Here is a 20448-nt window from a genome sequence, read left to right as displayed (position 1 = left end):
CGGATAGTGCACAGCGCGTACCCGAACGTGTACACGCTTCACCACATCGTGTCCCTAGTAGCGACGTGCCACGAGGAGTGGACTGGGCGTTCCGGGTAGCGAAGGGGCCACACACCATGATCGACACCGCAACGGTGGACGCACTCAAGTTCCAGGGCGACCCGCTCGCCGACGCCGTGGTCGCCGACCTGGTCGCCGCCGGCCGCGTCGGCGAGGTGAACCGCGTGCTGGAGCACTTCCGCGCCAACGACCAGCCCATCCCGGACGAGCTGCCCGAGGTGGTGCGGGAGTTCCTGGTGGCCACCGACAACCCGCCGGCGTGGGCGGACCTCGACCGGGTGGCGCGCGCCTACGACTTCTTCGTGGACGACGGCGTGCACGTCGCCTCCGTCCTCACCTTCGGGGCGATGGTCAACTGCTACGCCCAGCCCCGCGCGTCACGGGCGCTGACGCTGACCCACGGCCTCAACCAACCGCACCGGCGGCTGTCCGAGACGTCCCAGTTCGTCATGGACATGATGGCCTGCGACGCGTTCCGCTCGGGCGGCTCGTTCGTCCCCACCATCCAGAAGACCCGGCTCATCCACGCCGCCGTCCGCCACTTCCTCACCAAGTCCGGCCGGTGGGACGTCGAAGCCGACGGCGTCCCCATCTGCCAGCAGGACATGGTGGGCGCGCTGCTCATCTTCTCGGTGCAGGTGATCGACGGGATGCGGCGCATCGGCATCTCCGTCACCGAGCAGGAGGCCGCCGACTACTACTACGTCTGGCGCGTCACGGGAGCGATGCTCGGCATCCCCGTCGAGGCCCTGCCCGAATCGCTCGACGGGGCCCGCGAGTTGAGCGCCGCCCTGGTGGAGGCGGCCTACGGCCCGTCACCCGAAGGCGTGGCGCTGACCCGCAACCTGGTGACCCTGTACGAGAAGCTGTTCCCGGGCAAGGTCTTCGACGGCATCGTCGCCGCCATGATCCGCCAGGTGGTCAACCCCGAGGTGGCCGACTGGATGGAGGTGCCGCGCTCGCGCGCCTGGGGCGGCGTCGTGCGCACCGGCGCCCGCCTGATGCGCGTGCTGGAGCGTTCGGAGGACACCAGCGCCCTCGCCACGACCGTGCTCGACAAGGCGGGCGCGCTCCTGCTGGGCGGCAGCGTCCGCACCCTCACCGACGGCCAGTCCACGACCCTCAGCATCCCCGCCGACCTGCGCGAACGGTGGGCGGAGGCCGGCACGCTCCCCCCGGACACGACCGCCGGTCGGCGGTGACGTCGCCGCCGACCCCCGACACGTCCGCCCTCTCCGGGCAGTCGGCCTCTTCCCGCAACCGACCCCCGGACCCGCGTCACGCTGGTTGGATGGCGCGGTGTCGTGGGAACTGGTCGAACGCCTGTCGTGGCTCGCCGGCATCTTCAGCGCGCTGGTCGCCGCCATCGCGGGGTGGATGGCGGCACGGGCCAGCCGGGGGACCGTGCGCGACCTCGCGCTGATCGTCTCGGTGGCCGCGGACAAGCCGGAGCTGCTGGAGAAGGTCGAGGCCGACGCCCGGAAGCGGGCGGAGGCCGTGCGACGGCGGGTGCGCGCGGTGGTCGTGTTCACCGCCACGGCGTTCGTGCTGGTCGCCACGGGTGGTCTGATCGGCCTCCTGGCGGCCCAACTGCCGGATCACGTGCGTCCTGCCGTCGCCGGCGGCGACACTCCCCGCACCGTGTCGGAGTGCGCCCAGGCGGCCGAGGCGACGCTGTGCGCGCCCATGCACGTGTACGAACTGGCCGCCGGCGCGAAGGTGGAGACCAGGTTCGCGGGCGTCCCCAGGCCGACGCCCCAGCAAGGCGTAGGCGGCCTGTCCGTCGAACTGCCCCGCTGCGAGGCGGAGGTGCGGTGGCACGTCACGGTGGCCGGCGCGGTCGTCGCCGAGGCCGTGTCCCGTGACGACCTGGTGCGCGTCGACTTCCCCGTGGCGAGCGACCAGGAGTACACGTTCACCGCGGAACGGCCTGCCGACGGCGGCTGCCCGACCACCGAACTGCGGGTGCGGACCGGCGTCTCGTTCGAGCGATGACCGACCGCGCGCGGGCCGGTAGCGAGCCGGTCGTGAGTCGGTCGTGAGTCGGCCGTGGGTCGGTCGCGAGCCGAGGAGGACGCCGGTCAGCTGCCGATGCGCAACGCCTCTTTGAGGAACACGTTCAGGTAGCGCGGGGTGCCCTCGGTGGTCAGCACCTCGACGCACTCGCGCACGTGCCGGTCCTCCACCGCCTCGCGCAGCAGCACGTCGGCGAGGTCCGCGCGGGACGTGAACATGCCGACCACCCGTTCCGGGGCGACGGCCACCCGGTAATCGCTGACGACGGTGGTGTCGAAGAGGCCGGACGGGCGGACGATCGTCCAGTCGAGGTCGGTCGCGCGGACGACCTCCTCCATGCGTCGCGCGTCCTCGTACAGCGGGCGGCCCATCGACAGCAGGATCGGCGCGATCACCCTGCGGACGAAGAACGTCGCCTCGGGCGGGAGGTCGGTGTGCACGCCGATCGAGGTGACGCACACCAGCCTCCGCAGGCCGTGCCGGCGCATGGCGGCGATGATGTTGCGCGCGCCCTGGGAGAAGATCGTGACGGGTTCCTTCGTGTACGGGACGCCGAGGGTCGAGATCACGCGGTCGTGGCCGGCGACCACGTCGGCGACCGCCGCCGCGTCGAGGGCATCGGCGCCGACCACCCGCAGCCGCGGGGCGTCGAACGGGAACGCGTCGGGCCGGCGGGTCACGGCGGTCACCGCGTGCCCGTCGTCGAGCGCCCTCCGGGTCACCAACCGCCCGGTGGGCCCGTTCGCGCCGAACACCACGAGTTCCATGCACTGGCCTCCTTCGACTTGCTAAGGTTTGGAACAACGAACTAGAAGTTGGAACGCTGTTCTAACTCGGGAGCGTACATGACCGATCTGCCCGGTGTCGTCCGCCTCAAGGACCGACGCGAGGCGTTGACCCTGCGCACGATCCTCACCGCCGCGCGCAGGCTGTTCGGCGAGGACGGGTACGCCCGCACGCCGATCCGCACCATCGCGAAGGAGGCCGGCGTCGCGCCGCAGACGATCTACGCCCACTTCGGGTCCAAGGCGGGCGTCCTGGCCGGGCTGGTCGACCTGATGGACGAGGAGGCTGGACTGCCGGAGCTGATGGCCGAGGCGGCCGGGCTGACCGACCCCGTCGACCTGCTCGGCCTCGTCGCCAGGGCGTCCCGCCAGGTCCGGGAGCGCTGCGGCGACATCGTCGCGATGCTGAGCTCGGGCGCCGCCGTCGACCCCGAGATCGCCCGCAGCCAGGCGGAGGGCGCCCGCCGCAACCGGCTCGGCATCGAGATGGTCGTGGACCGCATCCGCGCCGCCGGTCATCAGGTAGCGCCCCGGGCCGCCGACGTCGCCGTGGCGCTCACGACCACCGGCGTCCACGACAGCCTCGTGGTCGACTCCGGCTGGTCCCACGACGACTACGAGGCCTGGCTCAGGCGAACCCTCGTCGCCGCTGTCCTGGTCACCGAGCCGAACGGCCCGGAAACGTCTGCGTGACAACGTCAGGAGCCCTTGCGCGCTCGGGGACGTGCGGCGGGTCGGCGACCGGGTCGAGCTGTTCACCCGGGAGCTCGCGGACCGGCCGTGGCGCGACGTCCTCGCCACGTGGTCCTGTGGGGACCGAGCCTGACCGCCGCCTGGGCGCGAGCGCCGCCGTGTCCGCGGCCTACTCGCCACCGGCGGCCGCGCCGGAACCGGTCGGGCCGGCCCCGAGCCCCGCGGTGGAAGCCCTTGCGCGGGCGGTGGAGCACGGTGACGAGCACGCCGTCGAGTTCGCGGACACGGCCGTGGACACGTTCGACCGGACGGGTGACCCGGCGGCGTCGTCGGCCGCGATCCGCGCGACCCGGCTGATCGAGCCTGCCGGCTGACCGGGACTGACCACGCGCCCGAATCCCGTTGACATGCCTGACAAGGTGGAATGTCGTGGCACACAAAGAGGACGACACGAACGAACTCCGCCGCCTGGCCGGGCTGGCCACCCCGATGGCGCTGCGCGTCGCCGTGACCCTGGGCCTGCCGGACCGGCTGCGCGACGACCACGCCACCGTCGACGGGCTCGCGGCCGACCTCGGCGTCGCGCCGGTGCCGCTCGGCCTCCTGCTGAACCACCTGGCGACGGTGGGCGTGGTCGAGCGCACCGCGGCCGGCTACCGGACGACCGCGTACGGCGCGAACCTCTGCGCCGACGCCGGCAACGGCCTGGTCGACCTCCTGCACCTCGACACCGCCGGCGGCCGCGGCGAGTTGGCGTTCGTCGAGCTCGCGCACAGCGTCACCACCGGCCAGGCCGCCTACCCGCGCCGTTACGGGCAGGACTTCTGGGCCGACCTGACCGACCACCCGCGCCTGCGCGAGTCGTTCGACCGGCAGATGACGCACCGGTTCCACGAGCAGGTGCCGCAGATCGTCGCCACAGTCGACTGGTCCCGGTTCTCCACGGTCGTGGACGTCGGAGGTGGCGAGGGCAGCCTGCTCGCGGCGATCCTGACCGCCAACCCCGGCATGCGCGGCCACCTGGTCGAACTCGACGCGACGGCCGCCGAGGCCGGCCGCACGTTCCGCGCCCGCGGCCTCGAGCAGCGGACGCGGGTGACGGCGGGGAGCTTCTTCGACCCGCTCCCGGCGGGGGCGGACGCCTACCTGCTGTTCGACATCCTCCACAACTGGGACGACGAGCACGCGCACCGCGTCCTGGCCCGTTGCGCCGAGGCCACCCGTCCGGGCGGGCGGGTCCTCGTCATCGAGGGGGTCGGCGGGCGGCGCGCCGACAGCGAGAGCGACCTGGTCATGCTCGTGATCTTCGGGGGTCGCGAGCGCCGGGTCGAGGAGTTCCGCGCCCTCGCCGCGCCGCACGGCCTGGTCCTCGACGCCGTGACCGACCTGACCGACCGGCGCTGCCTGCTGGAATTCCGGCGCGCGTCAGACCCCGACCACGTCGAGGCGACGTCTCACTCGTAGAGCCGCGCGGCGAAGAGCTGGTGGGCGAGCTTGTTCCACGTGAGCGGATCGACCTCGCTGCGCGGCGTCGGCGCGCCCGGCCGGAGGATGGAGTCGTGCAGCCAAGCGCCCCACTGACCGGGGAAGACCCCGAGGTTGTGGTGCGCCCACTGGCCCTCGAACGGGACTTTGGCGCCCGAGGATTCGTGTCGCGCCGCTGTGACTTCTTCGGCCTTGAAGTCCTCGGCCAGGAGGCCGAGGTAGTCGACGAAGTCTTCCATCGTCTCGACTGCGTCGAAGTCGTCGACGTCGCGCGGGGTGGCCACGAATCTCTGGCGGCTGGGCGGGCGCGCTGAAGCTACCTGCCCGGCTCACGTGCGGTCGGCTCGGCGGCGCGGGCCAGTTCGCGGATGTGGTCGAGGTTCTCCCGCACGGCCGCGGTGTCGGGGTGGTCGGGGCCCAGCACCGCGATGTGCTCGGCGAGGACGCGATCGAGTCGGCTGATCGCGGTGGTGTGGTCGCCGGCCTGGGCGTGGCAGGTGGCGATGTTGTGGTCGATCATCAGGGTCTCGGGGTGACGGGCGCCCAGCACCTCGGTGAACTTCACCAGCAGGAGTTGGAGCTCGGCGAGGGCTGTCTCGTGGTCGCCCGACCGGGCGCGGACGACGGCCAGGTTGTTGCGGGTCATGAGGGTGTCCGTGTGGCCGGGGCCCAACACCTGCCGGCGGTCGGCGACCAGCCGTTCGAACTCGGCGGCCGCACGGGCCAGGTCGCCCGACTCGGCACGGCACGTGGCCAGGTTCGCGCGCGTCGTCAGGGTGTTCGGGTGGTCGGCGCCGAGGGTCCGCGTCTGGTCGGCGAGCAGCTGCTCGAACTCCGCGATCGCGCCGGCGTGGTCACCGGACTCCGCACGCCAGCGGGCCAGGTTGTTGCGCGCGACCAGGGCGTCCAGGTGGTGCGGCCCCACCGTTTCGGCCATCTCGCCGACCAGCCGGTCGAACACGTGGACGGCGTCGTCCCGGTCACCGGACTCGGCTCGGTACGCGGCCAGGTTGTTGCGGGTCAGCCGGGTGTCCGGGTGGTCGGGGCCGAGCACGCGGACGCGGTCGGCGAGCAGCAGCTCCAGCTCCGCGGCCGCGGCGACGTGGTCACCCGCGTCCGCGCGCTTGCAGGCCAGGTTGTGGCGGCAGATCAGCGTGTCGATGTGGTCCGGCCCGAGGACCCGGAGGCGGTCGGCGAGCAGGGCTTCCAGCTCCGCCACGGCGTTCGCCGGGTCGCCGCCCTCCGCCCGCCACATGATGAGGTTGTTGCGGGTGGTCAGGGTGTTCGGGTGGTCGGGACCGAGCACCCGGAGGCAGTACTCCAGCAGCCGCTCGTGCTCGGCGATCGCGGCGGCGTGGTCGCCGGCCTCGGCCAACCAGTGGCCGAGGTGGTTCCGCGTCGCCAGGCTGCCGGTGTGGTCCGGGCCGAGGTGGCGGTGCGCCTGGTCGTGCAGGTCGCGGAAGTGCTCGACGGCCGCGGTCACGAGCCCGGCCTCGCCGTACGACCGCCCGGCGCGGAACAGCAGCCGGTGCACCCGCGTCCGCCACAGCTCCGGGGCGCTGGTGGCGTGCAGGACGGTGGTGCACGAGCGGAGGGCCTGCGTGAGCGCCGTGTCGACGTCGGTGGGCGGCCAGATCGCCAGGAGCCCGTCCGCCGCGGCTTGGGCCACCCGCGCGTGGTCGTCCGGGGTGAGCGCGTCCCGCACCGCGCGTTGCACCAGGGCGTGCACCTGGACCGTCCGCGCCGGCTGGGACGTGTCGAGGGTGATCAGGCTGAGGCGGTGGAGGTTGCCCAGGGTGTCCACGACCGCGTCGGTGTCCACCTCGCGGCCGACGGCGTCGGTCACGTGGCCGAGGCTGGGCGCGCTGGTGAAGAACGCGGTGGGGACGCCCGCGGGGTCGAGGACGCTGGTCAGCGCGAGCAGCGGCCGGGCCACGCCTTCCGGGTCGCGGCGGTCGGCGCGTTCGACGGACAGCGACCACGTCACGGTCACCGTGGCGTGGTGCTCGTCGGGCAGCTCCCCGTTGCGGGGCAGCACCTGCGCCAGGGTCCGGCGGCGGTCGGCCAGCCGTTCCCGGTAGGCCGACACGGTGAGCAGCGGGTTGTCGGTGATGAACGCCGCGGCCTGCGCCAAGGCCAGCGGCAGGTGCCCGAGGTCCGCCGCGAGCGCGTGCAACCCGTCCCGTCCGTCCGGTGTGGCGGCGTGCCCGGGCAGCTTCCCGGCCAGGTAGCGGCCGGCCTCGGTCTCGCTGAACGACCCGACCGGGACGACCGGGCGGTCCAGCCGGGCCAGCAACGCGTCACGCCGCCGTGTGGTGATCACCGTGCGGCCGGCGGGGTTGTTCGGCGGCCAGAGCCCTTCGAGGTCGGCGGTCTCCCGCACGTCGTCGAGGACGATCAGCCAGCGCCGGTCGGTGGACCCCAGCCACGTGCGCAGCTTGCGCGCCGCCTCGTCGGCCGTCCGCGCGCCGATGGCCGGGTCGCTGTCCACCAGCGCCGACGCCGCCGCTTCCGCGTACGCGGCCACGATCGCGGCCCGGGTGACCGCGCTGATCCACAGCGCCAGGTCGACCGACTTGTCACGCCACACGGCCCACGCGCGGGAGGCGGCCAACTGCGACTTGCCGACCCCGCCGAGCCCCGACAGGACGACCCCGCACACGGAGTCGTCCAGCCGCGAGGTCACGACGTCGGCGACCCGCCGCTCGACCTCCCGGTGCTGGTAGTGGTCCGCCACCGGCGGCGGCAACCCCACCCGCACCGGCCAGGGCGCGGTCGGGCCCGACTGGCCACCCGTCACGATGACGTCCCGACCGGCCACCACCACGGTGCTCGAACCGGAGGCGTGCACCGTCTGCGTGACCGTCGGCCGGTCGTCGGACAACGGTTCGGCGGGAACGTCCGGGCCGTCGTCTAAGGGAACCTCTCCGCGCACCGGACGATCCTGCCACGCACGGGTGGCCGGCGGGCGTGCGACTCGGGCCTACACCGAAGCCCTGAGCAGCGGTTTTCCGCTCTTTTGCGGACGACGGGCCCTCACTCGACGGGACGTCCCTGCGCGCCGGGAACCGGGCTGGACGTCGGCTGCGAGCGGTCCGTTCCCGCGGTGGACTTCGCGGTCCAGTCCGGCCCCAGGCGGGTCCGGCGGGGGTTGGCGACGGCCTGTCCGTTGTCTGTCTCGTGCATCGTCCCTCCAGGTCGTACGTGCTCCCCTTGATTGCCGCGTCCGGCGCCGGCGAAACGATGAGGTCCGTCACGATGACCGGTTCAGGGGTGCATGCGTGCCCCCTTGAGCGCCTTGTCCACGGCGTTGCGCGGGCCGTGCACGCCGATGCCCACCAGGTCCAGCGCGTCACGCGGCACGGCGCGCACCGCGGCGCGGTTGTCCTCGTCGTTGCCGGTGGCGAACAGGTCGGAGGTGAACACGGCCAGCGCCAGCCCACGGGCCACCGCCCGGCCGTGCGCGGCGGTCAGCACCTCCTTGCCGCCGGTGAGCACGAGCACGGGTTGGCCGAGCATCGGCAGGTACGTCGTGCCGTCGGCGTCCTCGTACGGCTCGCCGACGGCCTCGGGCACGGCCGCCGTGAGGGCGCCGGCCAGGAAGGCGGTCACGTTCAACGCCTGCCAGGGCGCCAGGTCGTCGCGGAGCAGGACGGCGAACTTCGTCTGGGGTCGTTCCACGCGGACAAGGTCGCCGAACCGCGCCCCGCTCGTCTTGTACGTTCTTGACGTGGGCTCCGACATCTCCGCGTGGCGGCCCGCCGTGCCGGGCATCGTGGAGGTGCTGCACGCGCGCTTCACCGACCACGCCTACCCGGCGCACACGCACGACGCGTGGACGCTGCTGCTGGTCGACGCCGGCACGGTGACCTACGGCCTGGACCACCGCGAGCACGGCGCCCCGCCCGCGTCGGTGACGTTGCTGCCGCCGCACGTCCCGCACGACGGCCGCAACGCGACCGCCGAGGGCTTCCGCAAGCGCGTCCTGTACCTCGACACCTCGGTGCTGGGCGCGGACCTGATCGGCGCGGCGGTCGACCACCCGGCGTTCGCCGACCCGGCGCTCCGGCTGCGCGTGCACCAGCTGCACGGCGCGCTGCACGGCGGCGACGAGTGGGAGGCCGAGTCCCGGCTGGCCCTCATCCGCGACCGGGTGCGCACCCACCTCACCCGCCGCGCCCCGTCGGCGCCGGACGCCGAGCCGGGCTTGGCCCGGGCGCTGCGCGACCTGCTCGACGCCCACGTGACGGACGGCCTGACGCTGGCCGACGCCGCCACCCGCCTGGCCGCCCGCCCCGAACGCCTGGTCCGCGCGTTCACCCGCGAGTTCGGCCTGCCGCCGCACCGCTACCTCACCGGCCGCCGCATCGACCTGGCCCGCCGACTCCTCCTCGACGGCGTCCCACCGTCCCAGGTGGCCCCGGCCGTCGGCTTCTACGACCAGTCCCACCTGACCCGCCACTTCCGCCGCATGCTGGGCACCCCACCGTCCACCTACGCCCGCTCGGGCGTCCCCCGGCGAACCCCGTCAGCCACGGGCCACCGCGGCTGACACCGGCGTCAGCTCTCGGCCAGCTCCTCCAGACCGCGCCGGTCGAGGAGGTCGAGCCGTTGGCCGTCCGGCGAGTCGGTGCGCTTGACCAAGCCCTTGCGCTCCAGGTGGCCCAGGGTCTTGCGGAGCTTCTCGGTCGCCAGCGAGCCCTTGCCCTTGGCCGCGAACTCGCTCTTCTCCTCGACGGCGAGGGTCGGCGCGATCGCCTTCTTCCACGCGGTCAGCAGGGCGGCCCGCGGGATCGACGGCGCGCCGCCTGCGGCGTCCAGGATGATCCCCGCCAGCACCCGCCCGAGGTCGTCCTGGCGCGACGAGTGGCGCTTCACCAGCTCCTCCACCGACGTGCGGCCCTCGCCGTCCGGCGTGCCGGGGACGTCGAGCGCGGCCAGCCGCGCCCACAGCGCCTGGTCGGTCGGCGTCGGCTCGTACCCCTCGACGAGCACGGCGGCGCGGTGGGCGTCGATCGCCGTCCCCAGGGCGAGGACCAGGTCCATCAGCTCGTCGCGGACGTCGTCGCCGCGCAGGCGGCGCGCGGCGGGCGCGATCAGGCGGTGGTGCTCGCGCACCAACGTCTCGAAGTGGGCGGTCTTCGTGGCCCGGTTGGCGTCCTCGGCGGCGTCCCGCTGGTACTCGGCCTGGCTGATCTCCCCGTCGAGCGCCCGCGAACGGGCGGTGGCGCGTTCGGCCGTGCGGTGCGTGCGGGCCACCGCGATCCGGTCGAGCATCGCCCGCAGCACGCGGTCGGTTTGCTCGACGTAGGCGTCGGAGGCCAGGAGCCGCCACGCCTCGGCGTCACGGCTGCGCAGCGCGGCGTTGATGTAGCGGTCGGCGGCCTGGTCGTCGTCGGGCTCGTAGGGAAGCGTCACGTGTCGATCCTCGGTTGTGGGTGTGGACCCCCGCGCGGACACAACAGGGACGACATCAAGGGTGCCTGACCTGGTCGGACGTGCGCCCGCCGGGTGGGGTGCACGCCCGACGCGGAAGGTGGTACGGCGTGGTGGCCCGCGGTGGTCACCAGTCGAGCGGCAGGGTGGCGATGTAGTCGGTGAGCAGCCCGGAGAGGAGCCGGTGGTCGTTCAGCGAGAAGTGCCAGTCGCAGCCGAGCCGGTCCAGCCTCGGGTCGTCGTTGTTCCAGAAGCGGACCCGGTCGTCGCCCCTCGCGTTGCGGTCGCGGACGACCTGCTCGGCGGTCTGCGCGAACAGGTTCGTGGCGCTGACCACGATGACCGCGCCGGCGCCGTACCGCGCGCGGAGCTTGTCGATGAAGCCCTGGTAGGCGGTCTTGTAGGCGGCGACCAGGCTCTCCTGGGTCCACGGCTCGCCGGGGTTGATCGCGGTGGAGAAGTCGTTGGTGCCGAGGCCGACCACGATCAGCTGCGGTCGCCACGTGCCGGGGTTGCGCCACACGTCGCCGGGCACGTGCTGCAACGCACGGTCGTAGTAGGTGCGGAAGTCGGTGCCGGGCTCGCCGCCGTTGTAGTTGCGGACCATGCCGCGCCCGGAGTGGGCGTTGACCTGGTAGTCCGCGTTCAGGCCGCGAGCGGTCAGGGCGCCGAAGCTCAGGTCGGTGTTGGTGTTGCGGTTGACGCCGCCGTTGGCCGAGCAGTCACGCGTGGTGGAGGTGTTGCCGTAGCCGGCGGTCAGGGAGTCACCGATGAACTCGATCTGCCGGCCGCGGGCGGCGGGCTTGGCGAGGATCTCGCCGCCCGGCGCGGCCACGAACCCGCCGAACTCGCCCGCGGCCCACGGGCTCTCGGTGCGCTTGACCAGCCGCACGGTGTGCACGGCGTCGGTCAGACCGCGGACCTGGTGGGTGACGCGGCCGGGGGTGACGAGCGTGGCCACGGTTGCGCCGTCGACCTGGACGTCGTAGTCGTTGTGGGCGTCGTTGAGCACGATCCCGACGCCGGTGCCGCGGAACCGGGCCTCGAAGTGGACGCCCGGCCAGGTGTACTGCGCGGACGTGCCGTCGGCCTTGACGCGTCCCACGGTGTGCGCTTGTGCCAGGACGTCCGACGGCGGGGTGGACGTCGTGGTGGTAGTCGTCGTGGTGGTGGTCGTGGTGGTTGTCGTCGTGGTGCCGTTGCAGCGGGTGCCGTTGAGCGCGAAGTCGGTCGGCACGGGGTTCGACGCGTTGTTCCACGAGCCGTTGAACCCGAACCCGGTGCTCGCCCCGGTGCCCAGCGCGCCGTTCCAGCTCGCGTTGTCGACCGCGACCTGGGCGCCGGACTGCGCGACCTTGCCGCCCCAGAGCTGCGAGACCGCCTGACCGGCCGTGAACGACCACGTCAACCGCCAGCTCGGGACCGGGTCGCCGAGGTTGGTGACGTTCACGTTCGCCGTGAAGCCGCCCGACCACTGGCTGCCGACCTGGTAGGTCACGCGGCACGCCGCCGCGGCTTGGGCGGGGACCGTGGCGAGGGCGACGACGGCGGCCGAGGCGGTGACGACGCCGAGGGCGGCGGCCAACCGGCTCCGGTGACGGGTGACGTGCATCTGCGTCCTTCCGAGGGGGGCGGGGTGGCGGGTGACGGGGCCGTTCCCGTCACGGCTGGTGCAGGTGGGGCTCGGTGTCGACGGGGCGCCGGTGGCGATGTAGCCGAACGTCGTGGACGCGGAGGGTGCGCGTGCGCCGCGCCTGCGCCACCGTGATCACGGACCCGGTGAGCGCCCCGAGTGCCACGAGGGCCGTCAAAGCGCGGAACAGGTGCGACTTTCCGGCCACGGTGTTCCTCTCCGCTGACGAAATGCGCGCTGTCGGGCGATGCGGGTCGTGGTGGGCGCGCGCCCGAGCCACGGGCGCACTTCTGTCCACTTCGGACGCCGGGTGGGTTCCGATTGTTTCGGTGCGCCTGACGTCCGGCGACACCATCACGAAGGTTACGGAAAGATCGAGTCGAATCAATGACCCGTCCGGCGCTGAATCCCAATCAAGACATCGAATTCATTCGACGCTGCGACAGGCAGTGGAGGAACTTCCCCACAAAAGGGCGAACACCGCCGCGGCGGCCGGTGTGAGGGGCGCGGACCGCCGGCCGTGACAGAATCGCCGGGTGCAGATCGGGATGCTGGGACCGTTCGAGGTTCGCACGGACGACGGCGTCCTCGTCGACGTGCCGGGCGCGCGGTTGCGGGGGTTGGTGGTCGCCCTCGCGCTCGAACCGGGTCACGTGGTCCCGAAGGCGGCGCTCGTCGACTGGATCTGGGGCGAGCAGCCGCCCGCCGACGCGGCGAACGCCTTGCAACGCCTGGTGTCCCGGCTGCGGAAGGTGCTGCCGGAGGGGTCCGTCGAGGGGCGGCCGAACGGCTACCGGCTGGCCGTGGAACCGGACGCGGTGGACGCGGTGCGGTTCGAACGGCTCGTCGGCCGGGCGCGCGACCACGACGATCCGCCACGCGTGCTGCGCGACGCCCTCGCGCTGTGGCGCGGCACGGCCATGCAGGACGTCGGCCTCCAGGACAGCGAGGCGTTCGACGCGGCCGTGACCAGGCTCGACGGGCTGCGCCTGACCGCCCTGGAGGACCGGTTCGACGCGGAGATCGACTCGGGGCACGGCGCGGCGCTGGTCACGGAGCTGACCGACGCGGTCGCCGCCCACCCCCTGCGGGAACGGCTCGTCGCCGCGCTGATGCGCGCCCTGATCGCGGCCGGTCGCGGCAACGAGGCGCTGCTCGTCTACCAGCGCACCCGCGAGGCCCTGGCCGACGCGCTGGGCGTCGACCCGTCACCGGAGCTGTCCGCGTTGCACGTCGCGCTGCTGCGGGGCGAGGTGGGACGGCGTGAGGAGAACCGGAAGACCAACCTGCGGGCCGAGCTGACCAGCTTCGTCGGCAAGGACGGCGACGTCGCCGCGCTGCGCGGCATCATCGCCGAACACCGGCTCACCACCGTCATCGGGCCGGGCGGCTCGGGGAAGACCCGGCTCGCCGCGGAAACCGCGCGCACGCTGCTCGGCGACCTGCCGGACGGCGCGTGGCTGGTGGAGCTCGCGGCCATCGGCGCGGACGGTGACGTGGCGCAGGCGACGCTCGCCGCGCTCGGCCTGCGCGACGCGCTGCTCGGCGCGGCGCACGACGCCGAGCCGACGGACCGGCTCGTCGCCGCCGTCCGCGACCGGGAGGCGCTGCTGATCGTGGACAACTGCGAGCACGTGATCGACTCGGCGGCGGCGTTCGCCCACCGGGTGCTCGGCGAGTGCCGGCGGCTGCGCGTCCTGGCGACGAGCCGGGAACCGCTCGGCATCACGGGAGAGGCGCTGTGGCACGTCGTGCCGCTGGCCCTGCCCGCGCCCGACGCCGCCCCCGACGAGGTAGAGCGCTCCCCCGCCGTCCGGTTGCTGCGGGACCGGGCGAGCGCCGTGCGCAAGGACTTCGCGGTCGACGCCCGCGCGTCGGCGACCATGGCCCGCGTCTGCCGCGCGCTGGACGGGATGCCGCTCGCGATCGAGCTGGCCGCGGCCCGGCTGCGCACCATGTCCCTCGACCAGCTCGCCCACCGCCTCGACGACCGGTTCCGCCTCCTGACCGGCGGCAGCCGGACCGCGCTGCCCCACCACCGGACGCTCCGCGCCGTCGTCGACTGGAGCTGGGAACTGCTCACCGACGCCGAGCGGGTCGTCCTGCGCAGGCTCTCGGTGTTCTCGGGAGGCGCGAGCCTCGAAGCGGCCGAGCGGGTCTGCGCCGGGGACGGCGCCGACGCGGGGCAGGTGCTCGAACTGCTGACCGCGTTGACCGAGAAGTCGCTGGTGCTCGCGGAGGGCGACGAGGCGCCGCGCTACCGGATGCTCGGCACGATCAAGGAGTACGCCGCCCAACGGCTGGCGGAAGCGGGCGAAGCCGACCTGGCCCGGCACGCGCACCTCGCCCACTTCACCGAACTCGCCGAGACCGCGGAGCCGCACCTGCGTCGCGCCGGGCAGCTGGAGTGGCTCGCCGCGCTCGGCGTCGAGCACGACAACATCGGTTCCGCCATGCGGGGCGCGCTCGCGGCCGGCGAGGCGCACGGCGCGATGCGGCTCGCCGCGGCCGCCGGCTGGTACTGGTGGCTCAGCGGGCACAAGTCCGAGGGCATGGAGCTGATCGCCGCCGCCACCGAGGTCGCCGGCGAGGTGCCCGACGAGGTCCGGGCGATGGTGTACGCGCTCATGTCGACGTTCGTCACCTCCGGTCCGGGCGACGAGCACCAGGCCGCGGAGTGGATCCACAAGGCGTACCGGTACAGCCGGACCGGCCGGCCGGGCAACCCGATGCTGGCGCTGGTCGTCCCGCTGGAACGCATGCTGCGCGAGCCCGGCGCGTTCCTGCCCGCGTGGGAAGCGTTGCTGGACAACGAAGACCCCTGGGTGCGCGCGCTGGCCCGGCTGCACCTCGGCAAGATGCGGATCGTGCTCGGCCACGGCGGGCGCGACGCGGACGCGTACCTCGAGGAGGCGCTCGCCGAGTTCCGCGCGATCGGCGAGCGGTGGGGCATCTCGTTCGCACTGACGGAGTTGGCGGACCGGATCGCCGTGCGCGGCGAGTTCGCCGGCGCGTGCGAGTACTACGAGCAGGCCATCGCGATCGTCAGCGAGGTCGGCGCGACCGAGGACGTCATCCGGATGCGGTCGCGACAGGCCCAGCTGTACCGGCTGCTCGGCGACGAGGACTCCAGCGCGGCGGCCATCGCCGAGGCGCAGCGGTTGGCGGACCGCGTCACCTGGCCGGACGCCCTGGCGCTGCTGGCCTTCGCGAAGGCGGAGCTCGCCCGGTGGGACGGCGACACCGCAGCGGCGCGCGAGCAGCTCGACGTCGCGACGACCATGCTGGGCGGCGAGGTGGACCAGCCGAACATCCGCGCGGTGGCCCAGGACGTGCTCGGCTACCTCGCCGAAGACCTCGACGCGGCCCGCGCGCACCGCGCGGCGGCCTGCCGGGCGGCGTCCGAGGCGGGGCACGCCTCCCTGATCGCGCAGGTGCTCGTCGGCGTCGCGGACCAGGCGTTGCGCCTCGACCAGCACGAGCAGGCCGCACGGCTGCTCGCGGCGAGCGCGGCCGTGCGCGGCCTGCCGGATCACGCCAACCCCGACGTCGCCCGGATCGAGCAGGCCGTGCGGAGCCGCCTCGGCGACGCGGGGTTCGCCGAGGCGGCTCGGGAGGGCACGAGCGCCGACTGGTCACGCCTGGTCGAGGTCACGCTCGCTTCGTGAACGTGGAGGACGCCCACAGGTAGCCGACGAGCGCGATCCCGACGCACCACGCGAGGGCGGCGACCACGTCACCGGTGGCCGGCGCGCCGTCGAGGAACCCGCGCAGCGACTCGATGATCGGAGTGAAGGGCTGGTACCGCGCGAACTCCCGGATGCCCGGCCCCATCATCTCCGCCGGCACGATGGCGCTGCTGAAGAACGGCAGCATCACCAGCGGCACGGCGGCGAGCCCCGCCGTCTCCGGGGACTTCGCCGACAACCCCAGGGCGACGGTGAACCAGCCGGCCGCGAACCCGAGCAGCACGACGATGCCGACCACGCCGAGCCAGTCGAGGAAGCCCGCCGACGGGCTGAAGCTCAGCAGGAACGCCACCCCGACGAGCGCCGCGATGGCGACCAGGTTCGTCAGCACGCTCGCGACGACGTGACCGGTCAGCACCGCGCCGCGCGAGACGTCCATGACCTTGAACCGGTTGATGATGCCCTTGGTCATGTCCGAGTTCACCGACGTCGCGGTGGCGCCCAGCCCGTAGCAGACGGCCATCAGCATCAGCCCCGGCGTCGCGTAGTCGATGTAGTCGACGCCGACGTCGAACGCGTCACCGAACACGTACACGAACATCAACATCATCACGACCGGCATCAGCACCGCGTTGAACACCGAGGTCGGGTTCCGGGCGATGTGCTTGAAGTTGCGGCGCAACATGACCGTCGAGTGGGACTTGGCGCTCACTTCGCGTCCTCCGCGGTGCGGCCCGTCAGGGCGAGGAACACGTCATCGAGGTCGGGGGTGTGGACGGAGAACGCCTCCGCGTTCAGCGAGTGCTCGTCGAGCCGGTCGAGCAGACCGCGCAACGACTTCGTGCCGCCGTCGCTGGGCACCCGCAGGGCCAGTCCCTCGTCGTCCCGCGCGGAGCCGGCGAAGAGCCGGGCGGCAGCGTCGAGGTCGGCGGTGTCGGCGAACCTGAGCCGGACGTGCGTCCCGGGGAGGCGGCTCTTGAGCTCGTCCGGGGTGCCCTGGGCGACCAGGCGGCCCCGGTCGAGCACCGCGATCCGGTCGGCGAGCTGGTCGGCTTCCTCGAGGTACTGGGTGGTGAGGAAGATCGTGACGCCGTCCGCCACGAGCTCGCGGATGATCGTCCACATCGTGCGGCGGCTGCGCGGGTCCAACCCGGTCGTCGGCTCGTCCAGGAAGATGATCCGCGGCGCGCCGACGAGCGTCATCGCGAGGTCCAGCTTCCGGCGCATGCCCCCGGAGTAGGTGGAGACGGGCTTCCTCGCGGCCTCGGCCAGCTCGAACCGCTCCAGCAACTCCGCGACGACCCGCCGGCCGCCGCCCTTCAGGTCGACCATCAGCTGCAGGTTCTCCTGGCCCGTCAGCAGGTCGTCCACCGCCGCGAACTGCCCGGTGACGCCGATGGCCGCGCGCACCGCCTTCGCGTCGGCGGCGACGTCGTGCCCGGCGACGCGCACCGTCCCGCCGTCGGCCTTCGTCAACGTGGTCAGCACGTTCACCGTGGTCGTCTTACCCGCCCCATTCGGACCGAGCAGGGAGAAAATGCCGCCCTGGCGAACATCGAAATCGATGCCGTCGAGCACGACCTTGTCCCCGTACGCCTTCCGGAGCCCTGCGACTTCAATCGCGGAACTTGTCATGCGCCCACCATCACGGCCGGCGCCGCCACGCCCCTGACACGCCGCTGACACGACCGCCGACACGGTGTCCGCGCCGGCCGCCACCGCCGTCGGGCGGCCCCACCTCGTCCAGACCCGCCGGAACGGCGACGTGCCGGGACACGACGTCGCAGGTCACGCGGTCACGCACGGCGCGCGTCACGCGCAATCCGGAGAGCCGAAGCGACGACATCGCCCGCAATATGATTTTCCGGAAATGCGCACCTCAGGACCACGAACAACGTCCAGAGTGGACATATGGTAATGGTTCGCGGCAGTTGCTCCATCAGGGGGAGACTGCGACGACCACTTGGCGTGCGGCGAAGTCCCGTGATTAAGATCAGAGCCTCCCGGCGCACTGGTATCCGGCAGCACGCCCGCTCAGAGGAATTGATGGACCGACAAACTCTCGCAGTGGCGTTCTGGTTCGCGCTCGCCGTCGCACTGGTCGCCGTGTTCCTGCTGGTACGCCAGAGGCAGGCCGCCCGCGCGTTGCGCGCGCGGGCCGAGGCGGCCGAGCACTGGGCGCGCGTCCGCGCCGAGGAGGATCGGCACCTGGTCGAGGCCCGGCTGCCGGCCCTCGCCGAGTCGCTGGGCCACCGGCCCGTCGAGGTGCCCGGTCCGCGGCGCCCGGAGGCGGCCGAGGGCCACGACCGGGTGCTCGCGCTGTTCACCGACTCCGTCGGGCAGGCCTCCGCCCGCGGCGAGCAGTCCGCCCGCGCCACGCTGAAGTCGATGATGCGCGCGGTGCAGAGCCTGGCCAACGAGCAGCAGGTCGCGATCTCGACCATGCAGGACCGGCACGACGACCCCGACGTGCTCGCCGGCCTGATGCGGATCGACCACATGAACTCGCAGCTGAACCGCCGGGCCCAGGCGACCGCCGTGCTCTGCGGGTCGTGGCCCGGCCAGCAGCGGTCGGCGTCGTCGCTGACCGACGTGGTGCGCGGCGCCACCTCGCGCATCCGGGACTACCTGCGGATCAACGTCCCGGCCGAGTCGGACGTCGCCGTGGTCAGCCGCGCGGTCGAGCCGGTCGTGCTGGCCGTCGCCGAGCTGCTCGACAACGGCGCCCGGCACTCGCCGCCCAACACCAGCGTCGAGGTCAACTTCCAGCAGGCGCACAACGGCATGGTGGTGATGATCGACGACGGCGGCGTCGGCATGACCGTCGAGGAGCTGCGGCGCGCCGCCCGGCTGCTGACCGGCGACGGCGCCAACGACATCAACCGGCTCGGCGACCCGCCGCAGGTCGGCTTCGCCGTCATCGGCGTGCTGGCCAAGCGCTACGGCTTCCGCGTCTCGGTGGACACGCGCTCGCCGTACGGCGGCGTGCGGGCGGTGGTGTTCCTGCCGACCGAGCTGCTGACCCGCGTCAGCAAGCCCGCCATGCCCGACAACGCCGTCGCGCTCCCGCCCGAGCAGCGGACCCCGCCGGCCGCGCCCGTGGACGACGCGGAGCCGGAACGCACCCCTGGTGGCCTGCCCCGACGTCGGAGGGTGTCCGCCCCGGGCCAGGTCGCGGCGCCGTCGGCGCCCCCGGTGTCGAGCCCCGCCGGGCAACCGCCGGCCGACCAGCGGATCGCGACCGGGCTGGCCGCCTGGAAGCGCGGGACCGATTCGGGCCGGGCCACCACCCCACCGCCCGTCGCTGAAGGGAACAGCCAGGCATGAACGAGTTGGGTTGGATGCTCGACGACGCCCTGAAGATGCCGGAGACGCGGCACGCCGTCCTGCTGTCGGCCGACGGGCTGCTGATGGCGCACTCCGCCGGCATCGACCGGGACGACGCGGAACGGCACGCCGCCGCGATGTCCGCGCTCCAGTCGCTGGCCCGCGCCACCGCCGAGTTCTGCGGGCAGACCAGCGCCGAGTGGCAGCAGACGGTCAGCGAGTTCACCGGCGGCTACGTCTTCCTCGCCGCGGCGGGTCCGGGCGCGTACCTCGCCGTGTCGGCCACCGCGCGGGTGGACATGGAGGCGGTCTCCTTCCGCATCCAGGAGCTCGTCCAGCGGTTGGGCAAGGAACTCACCAGCCCGCCGCGACAGGACGCCGGCAAGCCGGCGTGAGCGGCGAGAGGCGCTTGCGGGGGCTGGTGCGGCCGTACGTGGTGACCGGCGGCCGGGCCCACGCCAGCCGCAACACGTTCGACGCGGTCACGGTCGTGATCGCCACCCGTGAGCAGGTCGCCGGGCTGTCGCCGGAGAAGAAGCGGCTGATGGAGCTGTGCCGCGGCGGCGCGCTGTCGGTGGCCGAGATCGCCGCGCACCTCTCGCTGCCGATCAGCGTGACCAAGGTGCTGCTGTCCGACCTGGTCGACAGCGGTCACATCGCCACGCACGCCGCGGTCTCGCACACCGCCCGCCCCGACATGAAGCTGCTGAAGGACGTGCTCGATGGCCTCCGCGCTCGCCTCTGACGGCGTCTACCTGCGCGACACCGTGCGGACGGCGGTGAAACTGCTGGTCGTGGGTCCGTTCGCGGTCGGCAAGACCACCTACGTCGGCACGCTCTCGGAAATCCGCCCGCTGCGCACCGAGGAGACGATGACGCAGGCCGGGGCCCTCGTCGACGACCTCGCCGGCGTGAACGGCAAGAGCACCACCACGGTCGCGCTGGACTTCGGCCGGCTGACGCTCAACGACGAACTGGTGCTCTACCTGTTCGGCGCGCCCGGCCAGAAGCGGTTCACGCAGGTTTGGAAGGACATCGCCTACGGCGCGCTCGGCGCGCTGGTGCTCACCGACACCCGCCGGCTGGAGCAGTCCTTCGAGGTCATGAGCCTGCTGGAGGAGCTGGGCATCCCGTACGCGGTGGCGGTCAACTCCTTCGACGGCGCGCCCGCCTTCCCCGGCGACGAGCTGCGCGACGCGCTGGACCTGCTGCCCGAGACCCCACTGGTGTTCTGCGACGCCCGCGACGCGACGTCGTCCACGGAGGCGCTCATCACCCTCGTCGAGTACCTGTTGACCCGCAACCAGGAGAACGTGTGACCTCG

Annotated in this window: 20 protein-coding genes; 11 read left to right on the top strand and 9 right to left on the bottom strand. The window is 73.0% G+C overall.

Features of this window, described 5'->3' with window-relative positions:
- Positions 1-116 precede the first annotated feature (116 nt).
- On the top strand, positions 117-1262 hold the full coding sequence (locus ACRAKH_RS10220) for an oxygenase MpaB family protein (RefSeq protein WP_380726483.1): 1146 nt from the start codon (positions 117-119) through the stop codon (positions 1260-1262).
- Between the two features lie 97 nt (positions 1263-1359).
- On the top strand, positions 1360-2055 hold the full coding sequence (locus ACRAKH_RS10215; protein WP_380726485.1) for a hypothetical protein: 696 nt from the start codon (positions 1360-1362) through the stop codon (positions 2053-2055).
- Between the two features lie 86 nt (positions 2056-2141).
- Here ACRAKH_RS10215 and ACRAKH_RS10210 read toward each other — a convergent pair whose 3' ends face one another.
- Positions 2142-2843 carry an NAD(P)-dependent oxidoreductase gene (locus ACRAKH_RS10210; protein WP_380726487.1) on the bottom strand — a complete coding sequence of 234 codons (702 nt, stop codon included), beginning with the start codon at positions 2841-2843 and terminating at the stop codon, positions 2142-2144.
- Positions 2844-2921: 78 nt separating this feature from the next.
- Here ACRAKH_RS10210 and ACRAKH_RS10205 point away from each other — a divergent pair, with 78 nt between their 5' ends.
- The 3 genes from ACRAKH_RS10205 (at position 2922) to ACRAKH_RS10195 (ending at position 5018) form a co-directional block, all read left to right on the top strand.
- Positions 2922-3554: a TetR/AcrR family transcriptional regulator gene (locus tag ACRAKH_RS10205; protein WP_380726489.1), complete on the top strand. Its 633-nt coding sequence runs from the start codon at positions 2922-2924 to the stop codon at positions 3552-3554.
- 116 nt (positions 3555-3670) lie between these two features.
- Complete coding sequence (locus tag ACRAKH_RS10200; RefSeq protein ID WP_380726491.1) at positions 3671-3928, top strand: hypothetical protein; 258 nt, start codon at positions 3671-3673, stop codon at positions 3926-3928.
- Positions 3929-3983: 55 nt separating this feature from the next.
- Positions 3984-5018 carry a methyltransferase gene (locus ACRAKH_RS10195; RefSeq protein WP_447009763.1) on the top strand — a complete coding sequence of 345 codons (1035 nt, stop codon included), beginning with the start codon at positions 3984-3986 and terminating at the stop codon, positions 5016-5018.
- On the opposite strand, the gene ACRAKH_RS10190 is transcribed toward ACRAKH_RS10195, so the two are convergent.
- The 4 genes from ACRAKH_RS10190 to ACRAKH_RS10175 all read right to left on the bottom strand — a co-directional run bounded on the left by ACRAKH_RS10190 (position 5009) and on the right by ACRAKH_RS10175 (position 8720).
- A complete protein-coding gene (locus ACRAKH_RS10190; protein WP_380726493.1) occupies positions 5009-5323 on the bottom strand; it encodes a hypothetical protein in 315 nt (104 codons plus the stop codon). The two genes, ACRAKH_RS10195 and ACRAKH_RS10190, sit on opposite strands and share 10 nt — an antisense overlap.
- Before the next feature lie 32 nt (positions 5324-5355).
- Positions 5356-7974: an FxSxx-COOH system tetratricopeptide repeat protein gene (gene fxsT, locus ACRAKH_RS10185; protein WP_380726495.1), complete on the bottom strand. Its 2619-nt coding sequence runs from the start codon at positions 7972-7974 to the stop codon at positions 5356-5358.
- Positions 7975-8075: 101 nt separating this feature from the next.
- Positions 8076-8225, bottom strand: a complete 150-nt coding sequence (locus ACRAKH_RS10180) for a hypothetical protein (RefSeq protein ID WP_380726496.1) — start codon at positions 8223-8225, stop codon at positions 8076-8078.
- Between the two features lie 81 nt (positions 8226-8306).
- Positions 8307-8720, bottom strand: coding sequence for a DUF2000 family protein (locus tag ACRAKH_RS10175; protein ID WP_380726498.1), 414 nt, complete (start codon positions 8718-8720; stop codon positions 8307-8309).
- 49 nt (positions 8721-8769) lie between these two features.
- Here ACRAKH_RS10175 and ACRAKH_RS10170 point away from each other — a divergent pair, with 49 nt between their 5' ends.
- The gene (locus tag ACRAKH_RS10170) at positions 8770-9591 is read left to right on the top strand and encodes an AraC family transcriptional regulator (protein ID WP_380726500.1); all 822 of its coding nucleotides are present in this window, start codon (positions 8770-8772) and stop codon (positions 9589-9591) included.
- 8 nt (positions 9592-9599) lie between these two features.
- Here the strand turns inward: ACRAKH_RS10170 and ACRAKH_RS10165 are convergent, their stop codons facing one another.
- Together ACRAKH_RS10165 and ACRAKH_RS10160 are read right to left on the bottom strand one after the other, a co-directional pair.
- Entirely contained in the window at positions 9600-10457 is an 858-nt protein-coding gene (locus tag ACRAKH_RS10165) for a hypothetical protein (RefSeq protein WP_380726502.1), read from the bottom strand.
- Positions 10458-10602: 145 nt separating this feature from the next.
- A complete protein-coding gene (locus ACRAKH_RS10160; RefSeq protein WP_380726504.1) occupies positions 10603-12087 on the bottom strand; it encodes a cellulose binding domain-containing protein in 1485 nt (494 codons plus the stop codon).
- Between the two features lie 557 nt (positions 12088-12644).
- Here ACRAKH_RS10160 and ACRAKH_RS10155 point away from each other — a divergent pair.
- Positions 12645-15776 (top strand): BTAD domain-containing putative transcriptional regulator, encoded by a 3132-nt coding sequence (locus ACRAKH_RS10155; protein WP_447009762.1) that lies wholly within the window; start codon positions 12645-12647, stop codon positions 15774-15776.
- On the opposite strand, the gene ACRAKH_RS10150 is transcribed toward ACRAKH_RS10155, so the two are convergent.
- Entirely contained in the window at positions 15760-16482 is a 723-nt protein-coding gene (locus ACRAKH_RS10150) for an ABC transporter permease (protein ID WP_380727076.1), read from the bottom strand. The genes ACRAKH_RS10155 and ACRAKH_RS10150 overlap by 17 nt on opposite strands.
- Positions 16483-16505: 23 nt before the next feature.
- A complete protein-coding gene (locus ACRAKH_RS10145) occupies positions 16506-17432 on the bottom strand; it encodes an ATP-binding cassette domain-containing protein (protein WP_380727054.1) in 927 nt (308 codons plus the stop codon).
- A gap of 432 nt (positions 17433-17864) precedes the next feature.
- Here ACRAKH_RS10145 and ACRAKH_RS10140 point away from each other — a divergent pair, with 432 nt between their 5' ends.
- Genes ACRAKH_RS10140 through ACRAKH_RS10125 form a run of 4 tightly spaced genes read left to right on the top strand, consistent with a single transcriptional unit; the run spans position 17865 to position 20443 of the window.
- On the top strand, positions 17865-19124 hold the full coding sequence (locus ACRAKH_RS10140; protein WP_447009761.1) for an ATP-binding protein: 1260 nt from the start codon (positions 17865-17867) through the stop codon (positions 19122-19124).
- A complete protein-coding gene (locus tag ACRAKH_RS10135; RefSeq protein ID WP_380727058.1) occupies positions 19121-19519 on the top strand; it encodes a roadblock/LC7 domain-containing protein in 399 nt (132 codons plus the stop codon). Before ACRAKH_RS10140 ends, ACRAKH_RS10135 begins: the two co-directional genes overlap by 4 nt.
- Positions 19516-19869, top strand: a complete 354-nt coding sequence (locus tag ACRAKH_RS10130) for a DUF742 domain-containing protein (RefSeq protein ID WP_380727060.1) — start codon at positions 19516-19518, stop codon at positions 19867-19869. The genes ACRAKH_RS10135 and ACRAKH_RS10130 overlap by 4 nt, the downstream gene beginning before the upstream one ends.
- A complete protein-coding gene (locus tag ACRAKH_RS10125) occupies positions 19847-20443 on the top strand; it encodes a GTP-binding protein (RefSeq protein WP_380727062.1) in 597 nt (198 codons plus the stop codon). The genes ACRAKH_RS10130 and ACRAKH_RS10125 overlap by 23 nt, the downstream gene beginning before the upstream one ends.
- Positions 20444-20448: the final 5 nt, after the last annotated feature.

The sequence above is a fragment of the Saccharothrix hoggarensis genome (assembly GCF_052936025.1).
The sequence above is the reverse complement of the archived record's forward strand: the minus strand, read 5'-3'. Positions and strand labels throughout refer to the sequence as shown.

What these genes read in the sequence shown, in the direction of transcription:
- ACRAKH_RS10220 (WP_380726483.1), top strand. Translation starts at nt 117, where the DNA reads ATGATCGACACCGCAACGGTGGACGCACTCAAGTTCCAGGGCGACCCG.
- ACRAKH_RS10210 (WP_380726487.1), bottom strand. Translation starts at nt 2,843, where the DNA reads ATGGAACTCGTGGTGTTCGGCGCGAACGGGCCCACCGGGCGGTTGGTG.
- ACRAKH_RS10205 (WP_380726489.1), top strand. Translation starts at nt 2,922, where the DNA reads ATGACCGATCTGCCCGGTGTCGTCCGCCTCAAGGACCGACGCGAGGCG.
- ACRAKH_RS10180 (WP_380726496.1), bottom strand. Translation starts at nt 8,225, where the DNA reads ATGCACGAGACAGACAACGGACAGGCCGTCGCCAACCCCCGCCGGACC.
- ACRAKH_RS10160 (WP_380726504.1), bottom strand. Translation starts at nt 12,087, where the DNA reads ATGCACGTCACCCGTCACCGGAGCCGGTTGGCCGCCGCCCTCGGCGTC.
- ACRAKH_RS10150 (WP_380727076.1), bottom strand. Translation starts at nt 16,482, where the DNA reads ATGTTGCGCCGCAACTTCAAGCACATCGCCCGGAACCCGACCTCGGTG.
- ACRAKH_RS10145 (WP_380727054.1), bottom strand. Translation starts at nt 17,432, where the DNA reads ATGACAAGTTCCGCGATTGAAGTCGCAGGGCTCCGGAAGGCGTACGGG.
- ACRAKH_RS10135 (WP_380727058.1), top strand. Translation starts at nt 19,121, where the DNA reads ATGAACGAGTTGGGTTGGATGCTCGACGACGCCCTGAAGATGCCGGAG.
- ACRAKH_RS10125 (WP_380727062.1), top strand. Translation starts at nt 19,847, where the DNA reads ATGGCCTCCGCGCTCGCCTCTGACGGCGTCTACCTGCGCGACACCGTG.